This window comes from Streptomyces echinoruber (assembly GCF_014651135.1).
Taxonomy (GTDB): Bacteria; Actinomycetota; Actinomycetes; order Streptomycetales; family Streptomycetaceae; genus Streptomyces; species Streptomyces echinoruber.
In genome coordinates, this window is the sequence record NZ_BMWH01000005.1 from 1 (window position 1) to 14,324 (window position 14,324).

Genomic DNA, 14,324 nt, shown 5'->3' on the forward strand with positions numbered 1-14,324 from the left:
GCCGGCCCGGCCGATCCCCCACTGGTACGTCCACGTGCCGTCGCGCGGATCCAGGATCAGGTAGTGGGGGATGCCCATGGCGGGATAGTCGCGGGTCTTGTGGTCGTAGTCGTTCTCGGGGTTCGACGGCGAGACGATCTCGATCGCGAGGACGATGTCGTGCGGATCGAGCGGGTCATCGGTCTGCATGGCCTCGCCGGAGCAGACGACGAGGTCCGGGACGCGCAGCTTGCCGAGGGTCTCGTCGTCCGTGTCGGTTCCCTCGAAGGTGAAGAAGCCCTCCGGAAGCTGCGCGTCCAACTGCCGCGACACCAGCTTCGCCGTGTACTGGTGGCGAGGCCGCGGGCTCATCATCATCACAAGCTGTCCCTCGCTGATCTCCGGCCAGGCGAAGCCAGGAGGCGGAGTGATCCGGTCGCGGCACTGGCGCAGCCGCCGGTACAGGGCCTGCTGAGTCATGGGTCCTCCCGCTTTCAGTATGGCGGTGACCTACGGGTGCCGCGGCTACGGCCGGTGGATTCCCCCGCTGCCCACGCTGGACACGCGCGCCAGCCGTCCCCTGGTCGCCGTGGAGGCGGCTCCGTCGCTCGTCCATACCGGGGGGGAAGCCGGCGTCTGGGCGGCTCCGCACGGAACTCGCCACCCACCCCACTCACCTCAAGGCCGGAGAGGCAGCTCGAGCTCTGAGAAGGGCGGGTCCGGGTGGGGAACGCGGGCCGGTGGTCTATCCGTTCCAGACGATGTTGCAGATGTACACGCACTCGTGCCGGGGGACGGCGAGGAACTGGATGAAACCGCGTCCGCCGAAAATGGGGAAGTTCCGCAGGCCGCCCGGTTTGTCCTCCGGTCTGCTTCCCGCGTTTTCCGCATCCCTTCCCAGGGCTGCCAACTCGGTGGCGATGCGCTCCACCTCGGCGATCACCCCGACCGGAAGTCCCTCGGTCAGGTATTCCTCGCTCGGGTTGTAGTCCCACTTCCAGTCGGTCACAACCCCGCCTCGGCCGCCGCGTCCGCGTGGATCTTCCTGATCTCCGCGATGGCGTCCGTCGGGTCCTCGACACCACCGCTCACCACCTCTTCCAGGTGGCGCAGGCGGGCGGCTCGTGAGGGGTACCGCTGGATCGCGACGAAAACGCCCCACCTGTGGACAAAGCCGCGCAGAGGCGCGAGGGATTGGGTTTCCTGAGCGCTGGTGGTCGCTTCGACGAGATCGCGGATGAACGTCTGCATGCGGCTGGGCGTCAGCCTCTCCACCGCGGCGCGCAGGGCTTCGGGTGTGAGGGCCGGCATGGGGATGAGCGGTTCGTCGGCCTGCGGGTCCGCGGGCAGTGCGGTCACGGTCGTGCTCCCGGTTCGGGGTAGGCGTTCGCTGCGTTCTCGACGGTACTCGCACACAGCGGGCGGATGCAGGGGCAAGGCAGGGGATGGGCGGTCCGGGTGGACGGCGCGGGCGGCGCGTTCGTGCACGTGCCGTCCACCCGTGTGTGAGCTGCGGCTACTACGGCCAGTGGACTCCCCGGCTGCCCACGCTGGGCTTGCGGCAGTCCGGTGTGTGGTCTTCGGGTGGTGCCGTCGGCGGTTCGTCGCCGAGGGCGTAGCAGAGCTGGGCGTGCAGCGACTCCGCCTCCGACGGGGAGAGGCGGAGGGGGACGTCGCCGTCGAACTTCCCGTCGTAGGTGAGCCAGAGGGGGATGGTGTAGCGGCCGTCCTCGTCCCGGCGCACCGGCTTGTTCGGCACCCGGTGGACGCGGAAGCCGCGGGAGCCGTCGGGCGGCGTGGTGTGCGGTGCGGGCGTCATGCGGCCGCCCCCGTCACGGGCGTGCCGACGTGGTGGCCGTGGATCACCCACGGGCCCACGTCGACGCCCGCCAGGGCGAGGGCGAGGGCGGCGCGGCGTTCCTGTTGGCGCCGACGGCGTTCGTGGGCGAGGAGGTAGGGGCGGACCAGGGGGCCGGGGTCGTCGAGGAGGGGGTCGCCGGTGGGGGCCGTTCGCGGTCGGGGGAGGGGCAGGAGGAGGGCGGTGCGGCGGACCAGCAGGCGGCGGCCGGAGAGGGTGCGCGGGGGTGGGGGAACGGCCCGGGGGACCCGGCGACGGCGGCCGGTGCCGGATGCCGGGGCGGGCAGGAGGGAGAGGATCAGGGCGAGTGTTCGTTCCAGGGTGAGCTGGAGGGCAAGCCGGATACGCTTGGGCATGCTGATGCTCCTCTAACAGCGTTGGCCGAGCCCCGGGGTGCCGCTAACACCGCCGGGGCATGTTTTTTGACCCCTCACACAGCACGGAGCGTGTGGGGCAACGCACTCAGAGTAGAGGTATCATGCTGCGCCAAACAACATGTTGCCTGAAATGGGGATCGCTACGGCAGTGTGCCGACCTGTCCCGCCCTGGCCGCCTCCAGCAACGCCCGCAACCCGTCCACGGAGGTGTGGAGAACCGCACCGGGGTCGTCGCTCTCCCTGAGCAGGATCTCGTTCCTGTGAACAGCCAGCTCGATGCAGTTGCCGGTGTCCGCCGAGAACGACGACTTGCGCCACACGATGTCCGTCGAATCCACTGGTCCGCCTTCGGGTCGTCACACGTCCTGAGCCACTGCGCGGATGAAGTCCCGCGAGCGTTCCGGGTCGAGAGCGCGTTCCTCGATACGGTCCAGCACCGCGCGGTAGTTGACCAGATGAGTCTCTTCGTGGAGGAAGAGAACCCCCGTGGGCACGTCGATCTGCACCGTGTCGAGCTGCGGGACAGGGCCGTGGGCGTAGACGGTGCAGCTTCCGACGTTGGCGAAGCCGCCTGCGGCGAACGGGATCACACGCACCGCCACGTTGTCCCGCTCCGACTCCTTCAGCAGGTGGGCGAGCTGCGTCCGCAGGACGCCCCGGTCGCCGTACCAGATGCGCAGGGCGGCTTCGTGGATCAGGAAGGTGCACCGGGGCGGATCGTCCCGGTCCAGCACCTCCGTCCGCCGCAGCCTGAACTCGACGTGCCGGTCCAGTGATTCAGGGGTCAAGGGCGGTACGGCCTGCTGGAACACCCCGCGCATGTAGTCCCGGTGCTGGAGCAGGCCGGGCATGTGCGTGATCTGGGCGTAGCGGAGCGCCACGGCGTGATGCTCCATCTCCGCGATGTCCACGAGCTGGGGAGCGAGTTTGCCGCGGTACGCGTCCCACCACTGCGTGCCCCGCATCCCGGCCAGGGCGGCGAGCGCGTCCACGTACGCCGCGTCGGGACACGAGTAGTTCGCCGCCCATACCCGCACGCGGTCGCTGCTGACGCCCGACCGCGCGGACTCGGTGTTGCTGACGGTGGTCCGGTCGGTGTGGTGGAGGGTGGCGGCCTCGTTGATCGACAGACCCGCACGTTCGCGCATCCGCCGCAGTTCCGCGCCGATTCTCCGCTGCCGCTCGGTCGGCGGTTTCCTCACCGGCATCGGCCGCCCCCTCCCTCGTCGTTACCGGAACGAGCGTCGTTACAGGAACGAGTTGATCTGGATCGTCTCGTCCCGGCCCGGGCCCACGCCGATCGCGGAGATCGGGGCGCCGGACATCTCCTCCAGGGCCTTGACGTAGTTCTGCGCGTTCTTCGGCAGGTCGGAGAAGGTCTTGGCCTTGGTGATGTCCTCCTGCCAGCCGGGAAGGTACTCGTAGATCGGCTTGGCGTGGTGGAAGTCGGTCTGGGAGTAGGGGAGTTCCTCGACGCGCTGGCCGTCGATCTCGTAGGCGACGCAGACGGGGATCTGCTCCCAGCCGGTGAGGACGTCGAGCTTGGTGAGGAAGAAGTCGGTCAGGCCGTTCACGCGGGTCGCGTAGCGGGCGATCACCGCGTCGAACCAGCCGCAGCGGCGGTCGCGGCCGGTCGTCACGCCCCGCTCGCCGCCGATGCGGCGCAGCGCCTCGCCGTCCTCGTCGAACAGCTCGGTCGGGAAGGGGCCGGCGCCGACGCGGGTGGTGTACGCCTTGAGGATGCCGATGACGCGGCTGATGCGGGTCGGGCCGACGCCGGAGCCGGTGCAGGCGCCGCCCGCGGTCGGGTTGGAGGAGGTCACGAAGGGGTACGTGCCGTGGTCGATGTCGAGCAGCGTGCCCTGGCCGCCCTCGAAGAGCACGACCTTGTCCTCGTCCAGGGCCTTGTTCAGGATCAGGACCGTGTCGGCGACGTACGGCTTGAGCTGCTCGGCGTAGCCCAGCAGTTCCTCGACCACCTGGTTCGCGGCGATGGCGCGCCGGTTGTACAGCTTGGTCAGGATCTGGTTCTTGACGTCGAGGGCCGCCTCCACCTTCTGGGTGAGGATCGACTCGTCGTACAGGTCCTGCACCCGGATGCCGACCCGGTTGATCTTGTCGGCGTACGTCGGGCCGATGCCGCGGCCCGTGGTGCCGATCCGGCGCTTGCCGAGGAAGCGCTCGGTGACCTTGTCGATCGTCACGTTGTACGGCGTGATGATGTGCGCGTTGCCGCTGATGAGCAGCTTGGAGGTGTCGACGCCGCGCTCGTTCAGCCCGCTCAGCTCGGAGAGCAGGACCGACGGGTCGACGACGACGCCGTTGCCGATGACGGGAATGCAACCGGGGGACAGGATGCCGGACGGGAGCAGGTGGAGGGCGTACTTCTGGTCGCCGACGACGACCGTGTGGCCGGCGTTGTTGCCGCCCTGGTAGCGCACGACATAGTCCACCGAGCCACCGAGCAGGTCGGTGGCCTTCCCCTTGCCTTCGTCACCCCACTGAGCACCGAGCAGCACAAGTGCGGGCACGCGCGTACACCCCTTCCGGGCGGGGCATGTCCATGGTCGGGGCGTACGCGGCACGGCGTGCGGTGCCTGTGCCTCGTACACCGCGGCCCTCGTCGGCCACGACCGTCGGACCGGATGCCCCGGAATAGACGAAGCCCCCGGCGAAACGGCGCAAGGGGCTCTTGCACAAAGATGCTACCCGAGGAAGCGAGGCAGGACCGAGGTGGCGACCTTCGCGATGTCCGACCAGCTTCTGGTGATCATCGATCCGGTCGCCCGGCACACGGACGGCGAGGCCGTGCGGATCGCGAAGGACGTGCTCACCGCGGGTGCGCGGGTGAAGCTGTGCCTGCCGGACAGCCCGGAGGAGTTCGCCCGCGCGCTGCGCCGGCGCGGCTCCCGGCGCCCGGTCGTGGTCGGCGACGACCGGGCCCTGGTGCGGGCGGTCACCCAGCTCCACCGGCAGCGCGAGCTGGCCGGCTGCGCCCTGTCGGTGGTGCCGGTCGGCGCCCCGGAGGCGGTGGCGCTGGCCCACGGGCTGGGCGTGCCGGCCGGGACGGTGGCGGCGGCGCGGGCGGTGCTCGACGGGGAGGTGCGGCGCCGTGACCTGCTCGTCGACGACAGCGACGGCGTGGTGCTGGGCGCGCTGCGGATCCCGCCGGTGGCGGGGGCGCAGGGGACGGGGGCGCAGGGGGCGGCGGGTGGCGCGCCGTCCGGGCCTTCCTGGGTGCGGACCTGCCGGTCGCTGGTGCGGGGCCTGGCGGCGGTACGGCCGGTACGGGCCGGGGTCGCCGTGGCGCCGGGCGGCGGCCGGGCCGCGCCGTCCCGGCTGCGGGTGGAGGTCGACGGGGAGACCCTGATCGACCTGGACCGGCCCGTGCAGGCGGTGACCGTGACGCCCGGCGGGCGCGCCGGGGCGGCCGAGGTGGAGGTGCGGCCGGTGTCGGTGGGCGCGGAGGCGCTGCCGCTGCGGGCGGCGGGGCGGGCGGTGACCGTGACCGGCGCGGACTTCCGCTACCGGGCGGACGCGGTGGAGGCCGGGCCGGTACGGCGGCGGACGTGGGTGGTGCGGGAAGGGGCGTGGGCGGTGACGGTGCCCCGGCCGGGGCTGGGGCGCCGGGCCGGGCAGGGGGCGGGGCACGGGCCGGCCTGAGCGCGGGCGGGCCGCGGCGCCGGGTGTCGGACCTCCGTCCCCGTCTCCGGCCGTCGGACCTCCGTCCTCGTCCCCGGCCCCGGCCGTCGGGCTCCCGTCCTCACCCCCGCCCGTCGCCCGCCCCGAACGTCTTCTCCCGGTGCGCCCGCCAGCGTTCCATCATCGCCTCGACCTCCCCCTCCACGAACTCGAAGAAGGCCAGCGTCTCGGCGAGGCGGCGGCCGGCCGGGGTGTCGGCGCCGAGGCTGGTGACGCCCTCGCGCAGGGCGTCCTCCCACCGCTTGATGAGCGCCTCGCGGTTGGTGAGGGCCTCGTACCACTGGTCGCTGTGCACCCGGTAGCGGTCCCGGCGCGAGCCGGGCTCCCGCTCCCGCGACACCAGGTGGACCTGGGCGAGGTAGCGCACCGCGCCGGAGACGGCGGCGGGGCTGATGCGCAGCTGCTCGCCCAGTTCGGCGGAGGTCAGGGCGCCGGTGTCGGAGGCGAGCAGCGCGGCGAACACCCGGGCCGGCATGCGCGGCACGCCCGCCTCGACGAGCTGCGCGGCGAAGTGCTCGACGAAGCGGGAGACCGATTCCGGGTCCCGCCGCGTCCGGCCGGGCTCCCCGACCTCCCTGGGCTCCCTGGGCTCCGCCATGTCTCGATCCTCTCCCCTGCTCACCGCTCCCCGCTCCCCGCTTTCCCTGCCTGCTCGCCCCTTCCTTCCCGAAGTCTACCCGCGCTTCACAGGATTCCTTACCTTCACAAATTTCTGAAAGAAGCGTAGCTTCTGCTGCATGACGAGAGCCATCACCGTCTCCGGACTGTGCAAGTCGTTCGGCAGGACCCGCGCCCTGGACGGTCTCGACCTCGACGTCGAGACCGGTGAGGTGCACGGCTTCCTCGGCCCCAACGGCGCCGGCAAGTCCACCACCATCCGCGTCCTGCTCGGCCTGCTGCGCGCCGACGCGGGCGCCGCGCAGGTCCTCGGCCGCGACCCGTGGACGGATGCGGTGGAGGTGCACCGCCGCCTCGCCTACGTCCCCGGCGACGTCACCCTGTGGCGCAACCTCTCCGGCGGCGAGGTCATCGACCTGTACGCCCGGCTGCGCGGCGGCGTCGACCGGCGGCGGCGCGACGAGCTGATCGAGCGCTTCGAACTCGACCCGACGAAGAAGGGCCGCACCTACTCCAAGGGCAACCGGCAGAAGGTCGCCCTCGTCGCCGCGTTCGCCTCCGACGTCGACCTGCTGATCCTCGACGAGCCGACCTCCGGCCTGGACCCGCTGATGGAGGCGGTGTTCCGGCGCTGCGTCGAGGAGGAGCGCGACCGGGGCCGCACCGTCCTGCTCTCCTCACACGTCCTCAGAGAGGTCGAGGAGCTGTGCGACCGGGTCAGCATCATCCGCAAGGGCCGCACGGTGGAGAGCGGCACCCTCGCCGAGCTGCGCCACCTGACCCGGACCTCCGTCACGGCCGAACTCGCGGGCCCGCCCGACGGCCTGTCCCGGCTGCCCGGCGTGCACGACCTCGACGTGCGGGGCCGCCGCGTCCGGCTCCAGGTCGACACCGACAAGCTGGACGCGGTCCTGCGCTCGCTGAACGCGTCGGGCGTGCGGTCGCTGACGTCCACGCCGCCGACGCTGGAGGAGCTGTTCCTGCGGCACTACCAGGACGAGGTGACCCCCCGATGACCGCCACCGGCCTCGCGGCACGTCCGGCCGCCCCCCGCCGCCCGGCAGGCCCCCGCCGGCTGGCCGGCACCGGGACCCTGCTGCGCCTCGCGCTGCGCCGCGACCGGGTGATGATCCCGGTGTGGGTCGCGGTGACCGCCCTGATGGTCCTGTCCATGCCGAACACGCTGAACACGCTGTACGGCACCGCGGCCGAACGCGCGCAACTGCGGGCGCAGATGGCGGCCAACTCCTCCCTGCGCGCCCTGGTCGGCCCCGTCTTCGACGACTCCCTCGGCGCGCTCACCGCCTGGCGCGTCGGCGTGTACGCGGGCGCGCTCGCCGCCGTGACCGGCCTGCTCGTCGTCGTACGGCACACCCGGGACGAGGAGGAGAGCGGGCGCCAGGAACTCCTCTCCTCCGGGATGGTGGGCCGCCGCGCCCCGCTGACGGCGGCGCTGCTCGCGGCCGCGGTGGCCAACACGGCCCTGGCGGTGCTGATCGCCGCCGGACTGGCCGGGCGGGGCGCCGCGGGGGCCGTGGCCTTCGGGCTGGCGGTCGGCGGCACCGGCATGGTCTTCGCCACGCTCGCGGCGGTCGCCGCCCAGCTCACGGAGAGCGCGCGACTGGCGCGCGGGCTGACGGCCGGGGTGCTGGGCGCGGCGTTCGTGCTGCGCGCGGCGGGCGACTCGGCGACGAACGACGGTTCCTCACCGCTGACTTGGCTGTCGCCGCTCGGCTGGCTGGAGAACGTACGGCCCTTCGCCGGCGAACGCTGGTGGGTGCTGCTCCTGCCCGCCGCCGCCACGACCGTGCAGGCCGGCCTCGCCTACGGCCTGGCCGGCCGCCGGGACCTCGGCATGAGCTTCCTGCCCACCCGGCCCGGCCCCGCCGAGGGCCGCCTGGCCGGCGCCGGCGCACTGGCCTGGCGCCTGCAGCGCGGCAGCGTCCTCGGCTGGAGCACCGGCTTCCTGCTCGCCGGGGTGGTCTACGGCGGGATGACCGACGGCGCCGTGGACCTGGTCGGCGACAACGAGCGGGCCCGGCAGATCTTCGAGCGGATGGGCGGCCACGCGGGCCTCACGGACGCCTTCCTGTCGTCGATGGCCGGGATGCTGGGCCTGGTCGCGTCCCTGTACGTGGTGTCGTCCGTGCTGCGCCTGCACGGCGAGGAGACCTCCGGGCGGGCGGAACCGGTGCTGGCCTGCGCGGTCGGCCGCCTGCGCTGGGCCGCCGGCCACCTCGCGATCGCCTTCGGCGGCACCGTCTGGCTCATGCTCCTGGCGGCGGCCGGCCTCTCCCTCGGCTACGGCGAACGCCCCGGCGCCCTCGTCGCCGCCTGCCTCGTCCAGGTCCCGGCCGCCTGGGTGATCGGCGGGGCAGCGGTCCTGCTGTACGGCGTCCTGCCCCGGCTGACGACCGCCGCCTGGGGCGTCGCCTGCGGCGTCCTGCTGCTGGGCTGGGTGGGCCCGTCCCTGAACCTCCCGCAGACGGTCCTGGACCTCTCCCCCTACGGCCACCTGCCGAAGCTGCCGGGAGGCGAGCTGACGTGGGGCCCGGTCCTGGCCCTCACGGCGATCGCGGCGGCGCTGGTCACCGCGGGCCTGGCGGGGCTGCGGAGGAGGGACGTGGTGGCGTAGTGGCGGCGTAGGCGACCGGACGGAACCCCGGGCCACCGGAGAGAGAGGGGGCGGAGCCCCCGCCGGAGTCCGGGGCGGAGCCCCGTGGCGGTCACCCGTGCCCCACCGAGGCGGGCGGGCGAGCAAGCTGACGGACGGCGGACGGGCAGGCGGGCGGGAAGTCCCTCACGCCACCACGACCGGCAGCCCCTTCAGCCCCCGGATCACGAAATTGGGCTTGCGTTCCGGTTCCGCCGCGGGCCTGAGGGCCGGGGCCCGCCGCAGCAGCGCCGTCATCGAGGCGGCCAGCTCCACGCGGGCCAGCGGCGCGCCGATGCAGTAGTGGATGCCGGCGCTGAAGGAGATGTGCGGGTTGTCCCGGCGGGTGAGGTCGAGGCGCTCCGGCTCGGCGAAGACCGCCGGGTCGTGGTTGGCGGAGCCGAACAGCATCGCGATCTCCGCGCCGCGCGGGATCACCGTCCCGTCGATCTCGATGTCGTCCAGCACCCAGCGTTCGAAAAGCTGCAGCGGGGTGTCGTAGCGCAGGAGTTCCTCGACGGCGGTGGGGACCAGGGAGTGGTCGGCGCGCAGGGCGGCCAGTTGGGCGGGGTGGCGGAACAGCGCCCACCAGCCGTTGACGGTGGCGTTCACCGTCGCCTCGTGCCCGGCGTTCAGCAGCAGCACGCACGTGGAGACCAGCTCCTGCTCGGTCAGCCGCTCCCCCTCGTCGTACGCCGCGATCAGCCCGGAGATCAGGTCCTCGCCGGGCTCCTTGCGGCGTTCGGCGATCAGCTCGCGCAGGTAGGCGGAGAACTCGACCGACGCCCGCACCGCCCGGGCCGCCGTCTCCTCGGACGGGTTCAGCTCGTACATTCCGCAGATGTCCGCCGACCAGGGCCGCAGCAGCCCCCGGTCCGCCTCGGGGATGCCCAGCATCTGGGCGATCACCGCCACCGGCAGCGGCTCGGCGACGTCGGTCAGCAGGTCCCCGCCGCCCGCCTCGACCAGGCGGCAGACCAGCTCGTCGGCGAGCCGGCGGACGTACGGTTCGAGCCGCCGCACCGTGCGCGGTGTGAACGCCTTCGACACCAGCCGCCGGATGCGGGTGTGGTCCGGCGGCTCCAGGTCGAGCATGCCGTGGTCGTTGAGGGTGTGGAACGGCTCGTGCTCCGGCGGGGGCGGGGTGCGCCCGAACTCCTCGTGCGTGAAGCGGTGCCGGTAGGTCCGTCCCAGCCGCCGGTCGCGCAGCAGCGCCGAGACGTCCGCGTGGTGCGGGACCAGCCACTGGTTCGTGGGCTCGTAGTGGTGCACCCGGCCCCGGGCGCGCAGTGCGGCGTAGACGGGGTAGGGGTCGGCGACGAACTCCGGGTCCCACGGGTCGAAAGCGAGGTCGCTGCGCGCTGCCATGGACGGACGGTAGCCCGGCCGCTCCCCGGCCGGCCAGAGGTCCGCCGTTCCCGGCCGCGGTCTCCCGTTCCCCGGCCGACCAGGGGTCCGCCGTTCCCGACCGCGGTCTCCCGTTCCCCGGCCCGCCAGGGGTCCACCGTTCCCGGCCGCGGTCTCCCGTTCCCCGGCCGGCCGGAGTCCGCCGCTGCCCTGCCCCGTCGGCCGCCGGCCCCACCGCCGGCCCCGCTCACCACGCCAGTTGGGCGATCTCCTCCGCGACCACCGCGCAGGCGTCCGCGGCCGGGTCGATGAGCGGGAAGTGGCCGACGTCCTCCAGCAGGGTCACGCCGACGACCTCCCCGGCCTTGGCGGCGGCCTCGGCGTAGGACTCGGCGACGGCCTGCGGGACGACGATGTCGGTGCGGCCCTGGACCAGGGTGGTCGCGATGCCCGTCGGGAGCAGCAGGGCGGGGTCGGCATACGGCTGGCGCTCCGCGAAGTGCTCCTCCCCGCCCAGGAGCTGGCGCCCGGCGCCGGAGCACACGTCGAGCTTGTCGGCGACGGCGAGGTCGGCGATCGGGGCGAGCGCGACGACGCCGCGCAGCGGGGCGGGGTGCTCGATGCGCCAGGGCGCGTCCGCGGGCAGCACGTGCCGGGCCGCCGCCCACAGGGCCAGGTGGCCGCCGGCGGAGTGCCCGGTGAGGACCGTGCGGCGGGTGTCGGCCTGCGGCAGCGCCTTCCCGACCAGCCCCGGCAGCGCGTCCAGGGCGGCCGCGACGTCGTCGAAGGTGTCCGGCCAGCGGCCCGCGGCGGGCGGCTCGCCCCCGCCCTCGCCGCCCCGCCGGTACTCGACGTTCGCCACGGCGAAGCCGCGCCGGGCGAGGAAGTCCGCGAACGGGCTGACGTGCCGCCGGTCGTACCGCGCCCGCCAGGCACCGCCGTGCAGCACCACCACCAGCGGGGAGGACCCGGTCGGGGAGGGGACGGCGGCCGTGGCGCGCGGCGCGTAGAAGTCGATCACCTGGTCGGGGTGGTCGCCGTAGACGGCGGTGGCGTCCGGGTCGACCGGACGGTGCGAGAAGGCCGACTCCTGTTCTGCGGCATCGCGGGCGGCGGCATCGCGGGCCATGGCATCGCGGGCTGCGGCGTCGTCCGACATGCTCCAACCTCTCAGCCTTGAAACGGTGCTGGCGGACCAGGAGGAAAATCAGGCCGTCGGCGGGGACGTTATCAGGCCAGTGAGGTGCGCGAACACGGGGAGGTGACGCTGGGTGAACGCCGGCCGGTGGGTGGCTCGGCCACGGCGGCGCCGTACGCGCCCTTGGCCGGGAATGTCGCGGCCGGCCCGCGTTCTCGCGGCTCCGCCGCGGCGGGGCGGGCGGGCACGGCGCCCTCGGTGGGCGGGCACGGCGCCCTCGGCGGGCGGGGGCGCGGAACCGGCCCGGGGCCGGTCCGGGGCCGGTCCGGGAAGCGGCCCGGGAAGCGGCCCGGGGCCGGTCCGGGAAGCGGCCCGGGAAGCGGCCCGGGGCCGGTCCGGGAAGCGGCCCGGGGCCGAGCTGCCCCGGGCCGCTCCGGTACCCCGGGCCGCTCCGGGCGTCCAGGGGCGCCTACGCCCCCACCGTCTCCCCCAGCACCCGCGCCGCCCGCTCCACGTCCGCGAAGCCGACGTACAGCGGGGTGAAGCCGAAGCGCAGGACGTCCGGGGGGCGGAAGTCGCCGACGACGCCGCGGGCGATGAGGCGCTTCATGACGTCGCCGGCGTCGTCGCAGCGCAGCGCCACCTGGCTGCCGCGCTCCTCGTGCCGCAGCGGGGTCAGGCACTCCACCCGGCCCGGCGGCACGTAGGCCTCGACGCACTCCAGGAAGAAGTCCGTCAGGGCCAGGGACTTGGCGCGGACCGCCTCCATCGAGACGCCCTCCCAGACGTCCAGCGCCGCCTCCAGGGCCAGCATGGACAGGATGTCCGGGGTGCCGACGCGGCCGCGCGGGGCACCCGGCGCGGGCCGGTACTCCGGGCGCATGCCGAAGGGCTCGGCGTGCGAGTTCCAGCCGGGCAGGGGGGAGTCGAAGCGGTCCTGCAGGTCGCGGCGGACGTAGAGGAAGGCGGGGGCGCCGGGGCCGCCGTTGAGGTACTTGTACGTGCAGCCGACCGCGAGGTCCACGCCGTGCTCGTCCAGGCCGACCGGCAGGGCGCCCGCGCTGTGGCACAGGTCCCAGACCGCCACCGCGCCCGCCGCGTGCGCCGCGGCCGTCAGCCGCGGCAGGTCGTGCAGCCGGCCGGTGCGGTAGTCGACGTGGTTGAGCAGGACGGCCGCGGTGCGGTCGCCGACCGCGCCCGGGACGTCGTCCGGCAGCACGGCGCGCAGGCCGCGGCCGGTCAGGCGCGCCGCCGACTCGGCGATGTACCCGTCCGTGGGGAACGTCGTCGCGTCGACGACGATCTCGTCGCGGCCCTCGCCGGCCATCCGCACCGCCGCCACCAGCGCCTTGAAGACGTTGACGCTGGTGGAGTCGCCGACCACGACCTGGCCCGGGGCCGCCCCGACCAGCGGCGCGATCCGGTCGCCGATCCGCTCGGGCGCGGTCCACCAGCCGCTCTCCTCCCAGGAGCGGATGCGCAACTCGCCCCACTGGCGGCGGACCACGTCGGCCACCTTCTCCGGCACGTGCGCCGGGAGGGCGCCGAGCGAGTTGCCGTCCAGGTAGACGCCCGCGGGGCCGGCCGGGTCGCCGGGCGCGGCGTCCAGGACGAACTCCGCGCGCTTGCCGCGCAGTTCGTCGGCGGCGTCCAACTTCTGCGCCTTCTCGACGAGTTCGGAGAGTGCAGAGACTTCAGAGAGTTCAGACATGTGACCGCGCCGTCCACAGCTCGGGGAACACGTGCTTCTGCGCCCGCTTCTCCAGCCAGGCCACCCCGGCGGAGCCGCCCGTGCCCTGCTTGGCGCCCATGGCGCGGCGGGTGGCCATGAGGTGGTCGTTGCGCCAGCGCCAGACCAGTTCGGCGACGTCGGTCAGCGCCTCGCCCAGGCGGACGAGTTCGTCGTTCTGGTCGCCGGAGTAGATCCGCGCCCACACCTCCTCGACGGCCTCACAGGGCTCGTAGCGCCGGGAGACGTCACGGTTCAGGATCTCGGGCGGGATCGCGTGGCCGCGCCGGGCGAGGAAGCGCAGCACCTCGTCGTAGAGGCTGGGCTCCTGCAGCGCCTTCTCCAGCTCGGCGTGGACGCGCGGGGAGCCACGGTGCGGGACGAGCATGGACGCGGACTTCTCGCCGAGCAGGAACTCCAGGCGGCGGTACATGGCCGACTGGAAGCCGGAGCCCTCGCCGAGGGCGCCGCGGTAGGAGTTGAACTGGGCCGGCGTGAGCTGCCCGAGCGGCTTCCAGGAGGCGTTGAGCGCCTCCAGTTCCCGCACGGACCTCTTCAGGGCGTCGATCGCCACCCGCGGCCGGTCCTCGCGCAGGGCGCGCGCCGCGGTCTCCCACTCGTGGACGATGACGGTGAACCACAGCTCCATCACCTGGGTCGTGACCAGGAAGACCATCTCTCCGGGATCGTCGGAGAGGGGGTGCTGGAGGTGGGTGAGCACGTCGGCCCGGACGTAGTCCTCGTACGGCGTGGTGCCGGCGAAGTCGAGATGCGGGGTCTCGGGCTCGGGAGCGAGGTGAGCCTCGTGGGACATCGCTGTCTCCTGTGATGCACTCCGGGTAGCGGTCCGCCCCTGCCGATACCGGCACGGGGGCCCCGGTCCCCATCCGCATCCTCCGCAATCACCCCGGACGCCGCAAGGC

At 73.5% G+C, this 14,324-nt stretch carries 16 protein-coding genes; 3 read left to right on the top strand and 13 right to left on the bottom strand.

Translation table 11 applies throughout. From position 1 onward, the window contains the following. The 8 genes from IE225_RS08960 to IE225_RS08995 all read right to left on the bottom strand — a co-directional run. Nucleotides 1-459: Uma2 family endonuclease (locus IE225_RS08960; RefSeq protein WP_190056855.1), on the bottom strand; the 459-nt coding region annotated here is incomplete at its 3' end. Between the two features lie 265 nt (nt 460-724). Continuing rightward, nucleotides 725-988: a hypothetical protein gene (locus tag IE225_RS08965; RefSeq protein WP_190056856.1), complete on the bottom strand. Its 264-nt coding sequence runs from the start codon at nt 986-988 to the stop codon at nt 725-727. Continuing rightward, on the bottom strand, nt 985-1,338 hold the full coding sequence (locus tag IE225_RS08970; protein ID WP_308432461.1) for a DUF6247 family protein: 354 nt from the start codon (nt 1,336-1,338) through the stop codon (nt 985-987). The genes IE225_RS08965 and IE225_RS08970 overlap by 4 nt, the downstream gene beginning before the upstream one ends. Before the next feature lie 160 nt (nt 1,339-1,498). Then, nucleotides 1,499-1,798: a hypothetical protein gene (locus IE225_RS08975; protein WP_190056857.1), complete on the bottom strand. Its 300-nt coding sequence runs from the start codon at nt 1,796-1,798 to the stop codon at nt 1,499-1,501. After that, entirely contained in the window at nt 1,795-2,193 is a 399-nt protein-coding gene (locus tag IE225_RS08980) for a hypothetical protein (RefSeq protein WP_190056858.1), read from the bottom strand. The genes IE225_RS08975 and IE225_RS08980 overlap by 4 nt, the downstream gene beginning before the upstream one ends. A gap of 161 nt (nt 2,194-2,354) precedes the next feature. Continuing rightward, a complete protein-coding gene (locus IE225_RS08985) occupies nt 2,355-2,552 on the bottom strand; it encodes a DUF397 domain-containing protein (RefSeq protein ID WP_190056859.1) in 198 nt (65 codons plus the stop codon). Between the two features lie 18 nt (nt 2,553-2,570). Continuing rightward, entirely contained in the window at nt 2,571-3,422 is an 852-nt protein-coding gene (locus IE225_RS08990; protein WP_190056860.1) for a helix-turn-helix domain-containing protein, read from the bottom strand. A gap of 39 nt (nt 3,423-3,461) precedes the next feature. Further along, entirely contained in the window at nt 3,462-4,745 is a 1,284-nt protein-coding gene (locus IE225_RS08995; RefSeq protein WP_190056861.1) for an adenylosuccinate synthase, read from the bottom strand. Between the two features lie 217 nt (nt 4,746-4,962). Between IE225_RS08995 and IE225_RS09000 the strand changes: the two genes are divergently transcribed. Next, on the top strand, nt 4,963-5,877 hold the full coding sequence (locus tag IE225_RS09000) for a diacylglycerol kinase (RefSeq protein ID WP_190056862.1): 915 nt from the start codon (nt 4,963-4,965) through the stop codon (nt 5,875-5,877). 100 nt (nt 5,878-5,977) lie between these two features. On the opposite strand, the gene IE225_RS09005 is transcribed toward IE225_RS09000, so the two are convergent. Then, nucleotides 5,978-6,514: a GbsR/MarR family transcriptional regulator gene (locus tag IE225_RS09005; RefSeq protein ID WP_190056863.1), complete on the bottom strand. Its 537-nt coding sequence runs from the start codon at nt 6,512-6,514 to the stop codon at nt 5,978-5,980. Nucleotides 6,515-6,653: 139 nt separating this feature from the next. Between IE225_RS09005 and IE225_RS09010 the strand changes: the two genes are divergently transcribed. Then, nucleotides 6,654-7,550, top strand: coding sequence for an ABC transporter ATP-binding protein (locus tag IE225_RS09010; protein WP_190056864.1), 897 nt, complete (start codon nt 6,654-6,656; stop codon nt 7,548-7,550). Continuing rightward, complete coding sequence (locus IE225_RS09015) at nt 7,547-9,169, top strand: ABC transporter permease (protein WP_190056865.1); 1,623 nt, start codon at nt 7,547-7,549, stop codon at nt 9,167-9,169. The genes IE225_RS09010 and IE225_RS09015 overlap by 4 nt, the downstream gene beginning before the upstream one ends. A 165-nt stretch (nt 9,170-9,334) precedes the next feature. Here the strand turns inward: IE225_RS09015 and IE225_RS09020 are convergent, their stop codons facing one another. The 4 genes from IE225_RS09020 to IE225_RS09035 all read right to left on the bottom strand — a co-directional run bounded on the left by IE225_RS09020 (nt 9,335) and on the right by IE225_RS09035 (nt 14,215). Beyond that, the gene (locus IE225_RS09020) at nt 9,335-10,555 is read right to left on the bottom strand and encodes a cytochrome P450 (protein ID WP_190056866.1); all 1,221 of its coding nucleotides are present in this window, start codon (nt 10,553-10,555) and stop codon (nt 9,335-9,337) included. Between the two features lie 226 nt (nt 10,556-10,781). Then, nucleotides 10,782-11,693, bottom strand: a complete 912-nt coding sequence (locus IE225_RS09025) for an alpha/beta hydrolase family protein (RefSeq protein ID WP_190056867.1) — start codon at nt 11,691-11,693, stop codon at nt 10,782-10,784. 448 nt (nt 11,694-12,141) lie between these two features. After that, nucleotides 12,142-13,383, bottom strand: coding sequence for a kynureninase (gene kynU / locus IE225_RS09030; protein WP_190056868.1), 1,242 nt, complete (start codon nt 13,381-13,383; stop codon nt 12,142-12,144). Then, on the bottom strand, nt 13,376-14,215 hold the full coding sequence (locus IE225_RS09035) for a tryptophan 2,3-dioxygenase family protein (protein ID WP_190056869.1): 840 nt from the start codon (nt 14,213-14,215) through the stop codon (nt 13,376-13,378). The genes kynU and IE225_RS09035 overlap by 8 nt, the downstream gene beginning before the upstream one ends. Nucleotides 14,216-14,324 lie beyond the last annotated feature (109 nt).

Bases quoted from the DNA above. Each gene is read 5' to 3' on its own strand.
- IE225_RS08975 (WP_190056857.1), bottom strand. From the start codon at position 1,798: ATGACGCCCGCACCGCACACCACGCCGCCCGACGGCTCCCGCGGCTTC.
- IE225_RS08980 (WP_190056858.1), bottom strand. From the start codon at position 2,193: ATGCCCAAGCGTATCCGGCTTGCCCTCCAGCTCACCCTGGAACGAACA.
- IE225_RS08990 (WP_190056860.1), bottom strand. From the start codon at position 3,422: ATGCCGGTGAGGAAACCGCCGACCGAGCGGCAGCGGAGAATCGGCGCG.
- IE225_RS09000 (WP_190056862.1), top strand. From the start codon at position 4,963: ATGTCCGACCAGCTTCTGGTGATCATCGATCCGGTCGCCCGGCACACG.
- IE225_RS09005 (WP_190056863.1), bottom strand. From the start codon at position 6,514: ATGGCGGAGCCCAGGGAGCCCAGGGAGGTCGGGGAGCCCGGCCGGACG.
- IE225_RS09010 (WP_190056864.1), top strand. From the start codon at position 6,654: ATGACGAGAGCCATCACCGTCTCCGGACTGTGCAAGTCGTTCGGCAGG.
- IE225_RS09015 (WP_190056865.1), top strand. From the start codon at position 7,547: ATGACCGCCACCGGCCTCGCGGCACGTCCGGCCGCCCCCCGCCGCCCG.
- IE225_RS09020 (WP_190056866.1), bottom strand. From the start codon at position 10,555: ATGGCAGCGCGCAGCGACCTCGCTTTCGACCCGTGGGACCCGGAGTTC.
- IE225_RS09025 (WP_190056867.1), bottom strand. From the start codon at position 11,693: ATGTCGGACGACGCCGCAGCCCGCGATGCCATGGCCCGCGATGCCGCC.
- kynU (WP_190056868.1), bottom strand. From the start codon at position 13,383: ATGTCTGAACTCTCTGAAGTCTCTGCACTCTCCGAACTCGTCGAGAAG.
- IE225_RS09035 (WP_190056869.1), bottom strand. From the start codon at position 14,215: ATGTCCCACGAGGCTCACCTCGCTCCCGAGCCCGAGACCCCGCATCTC.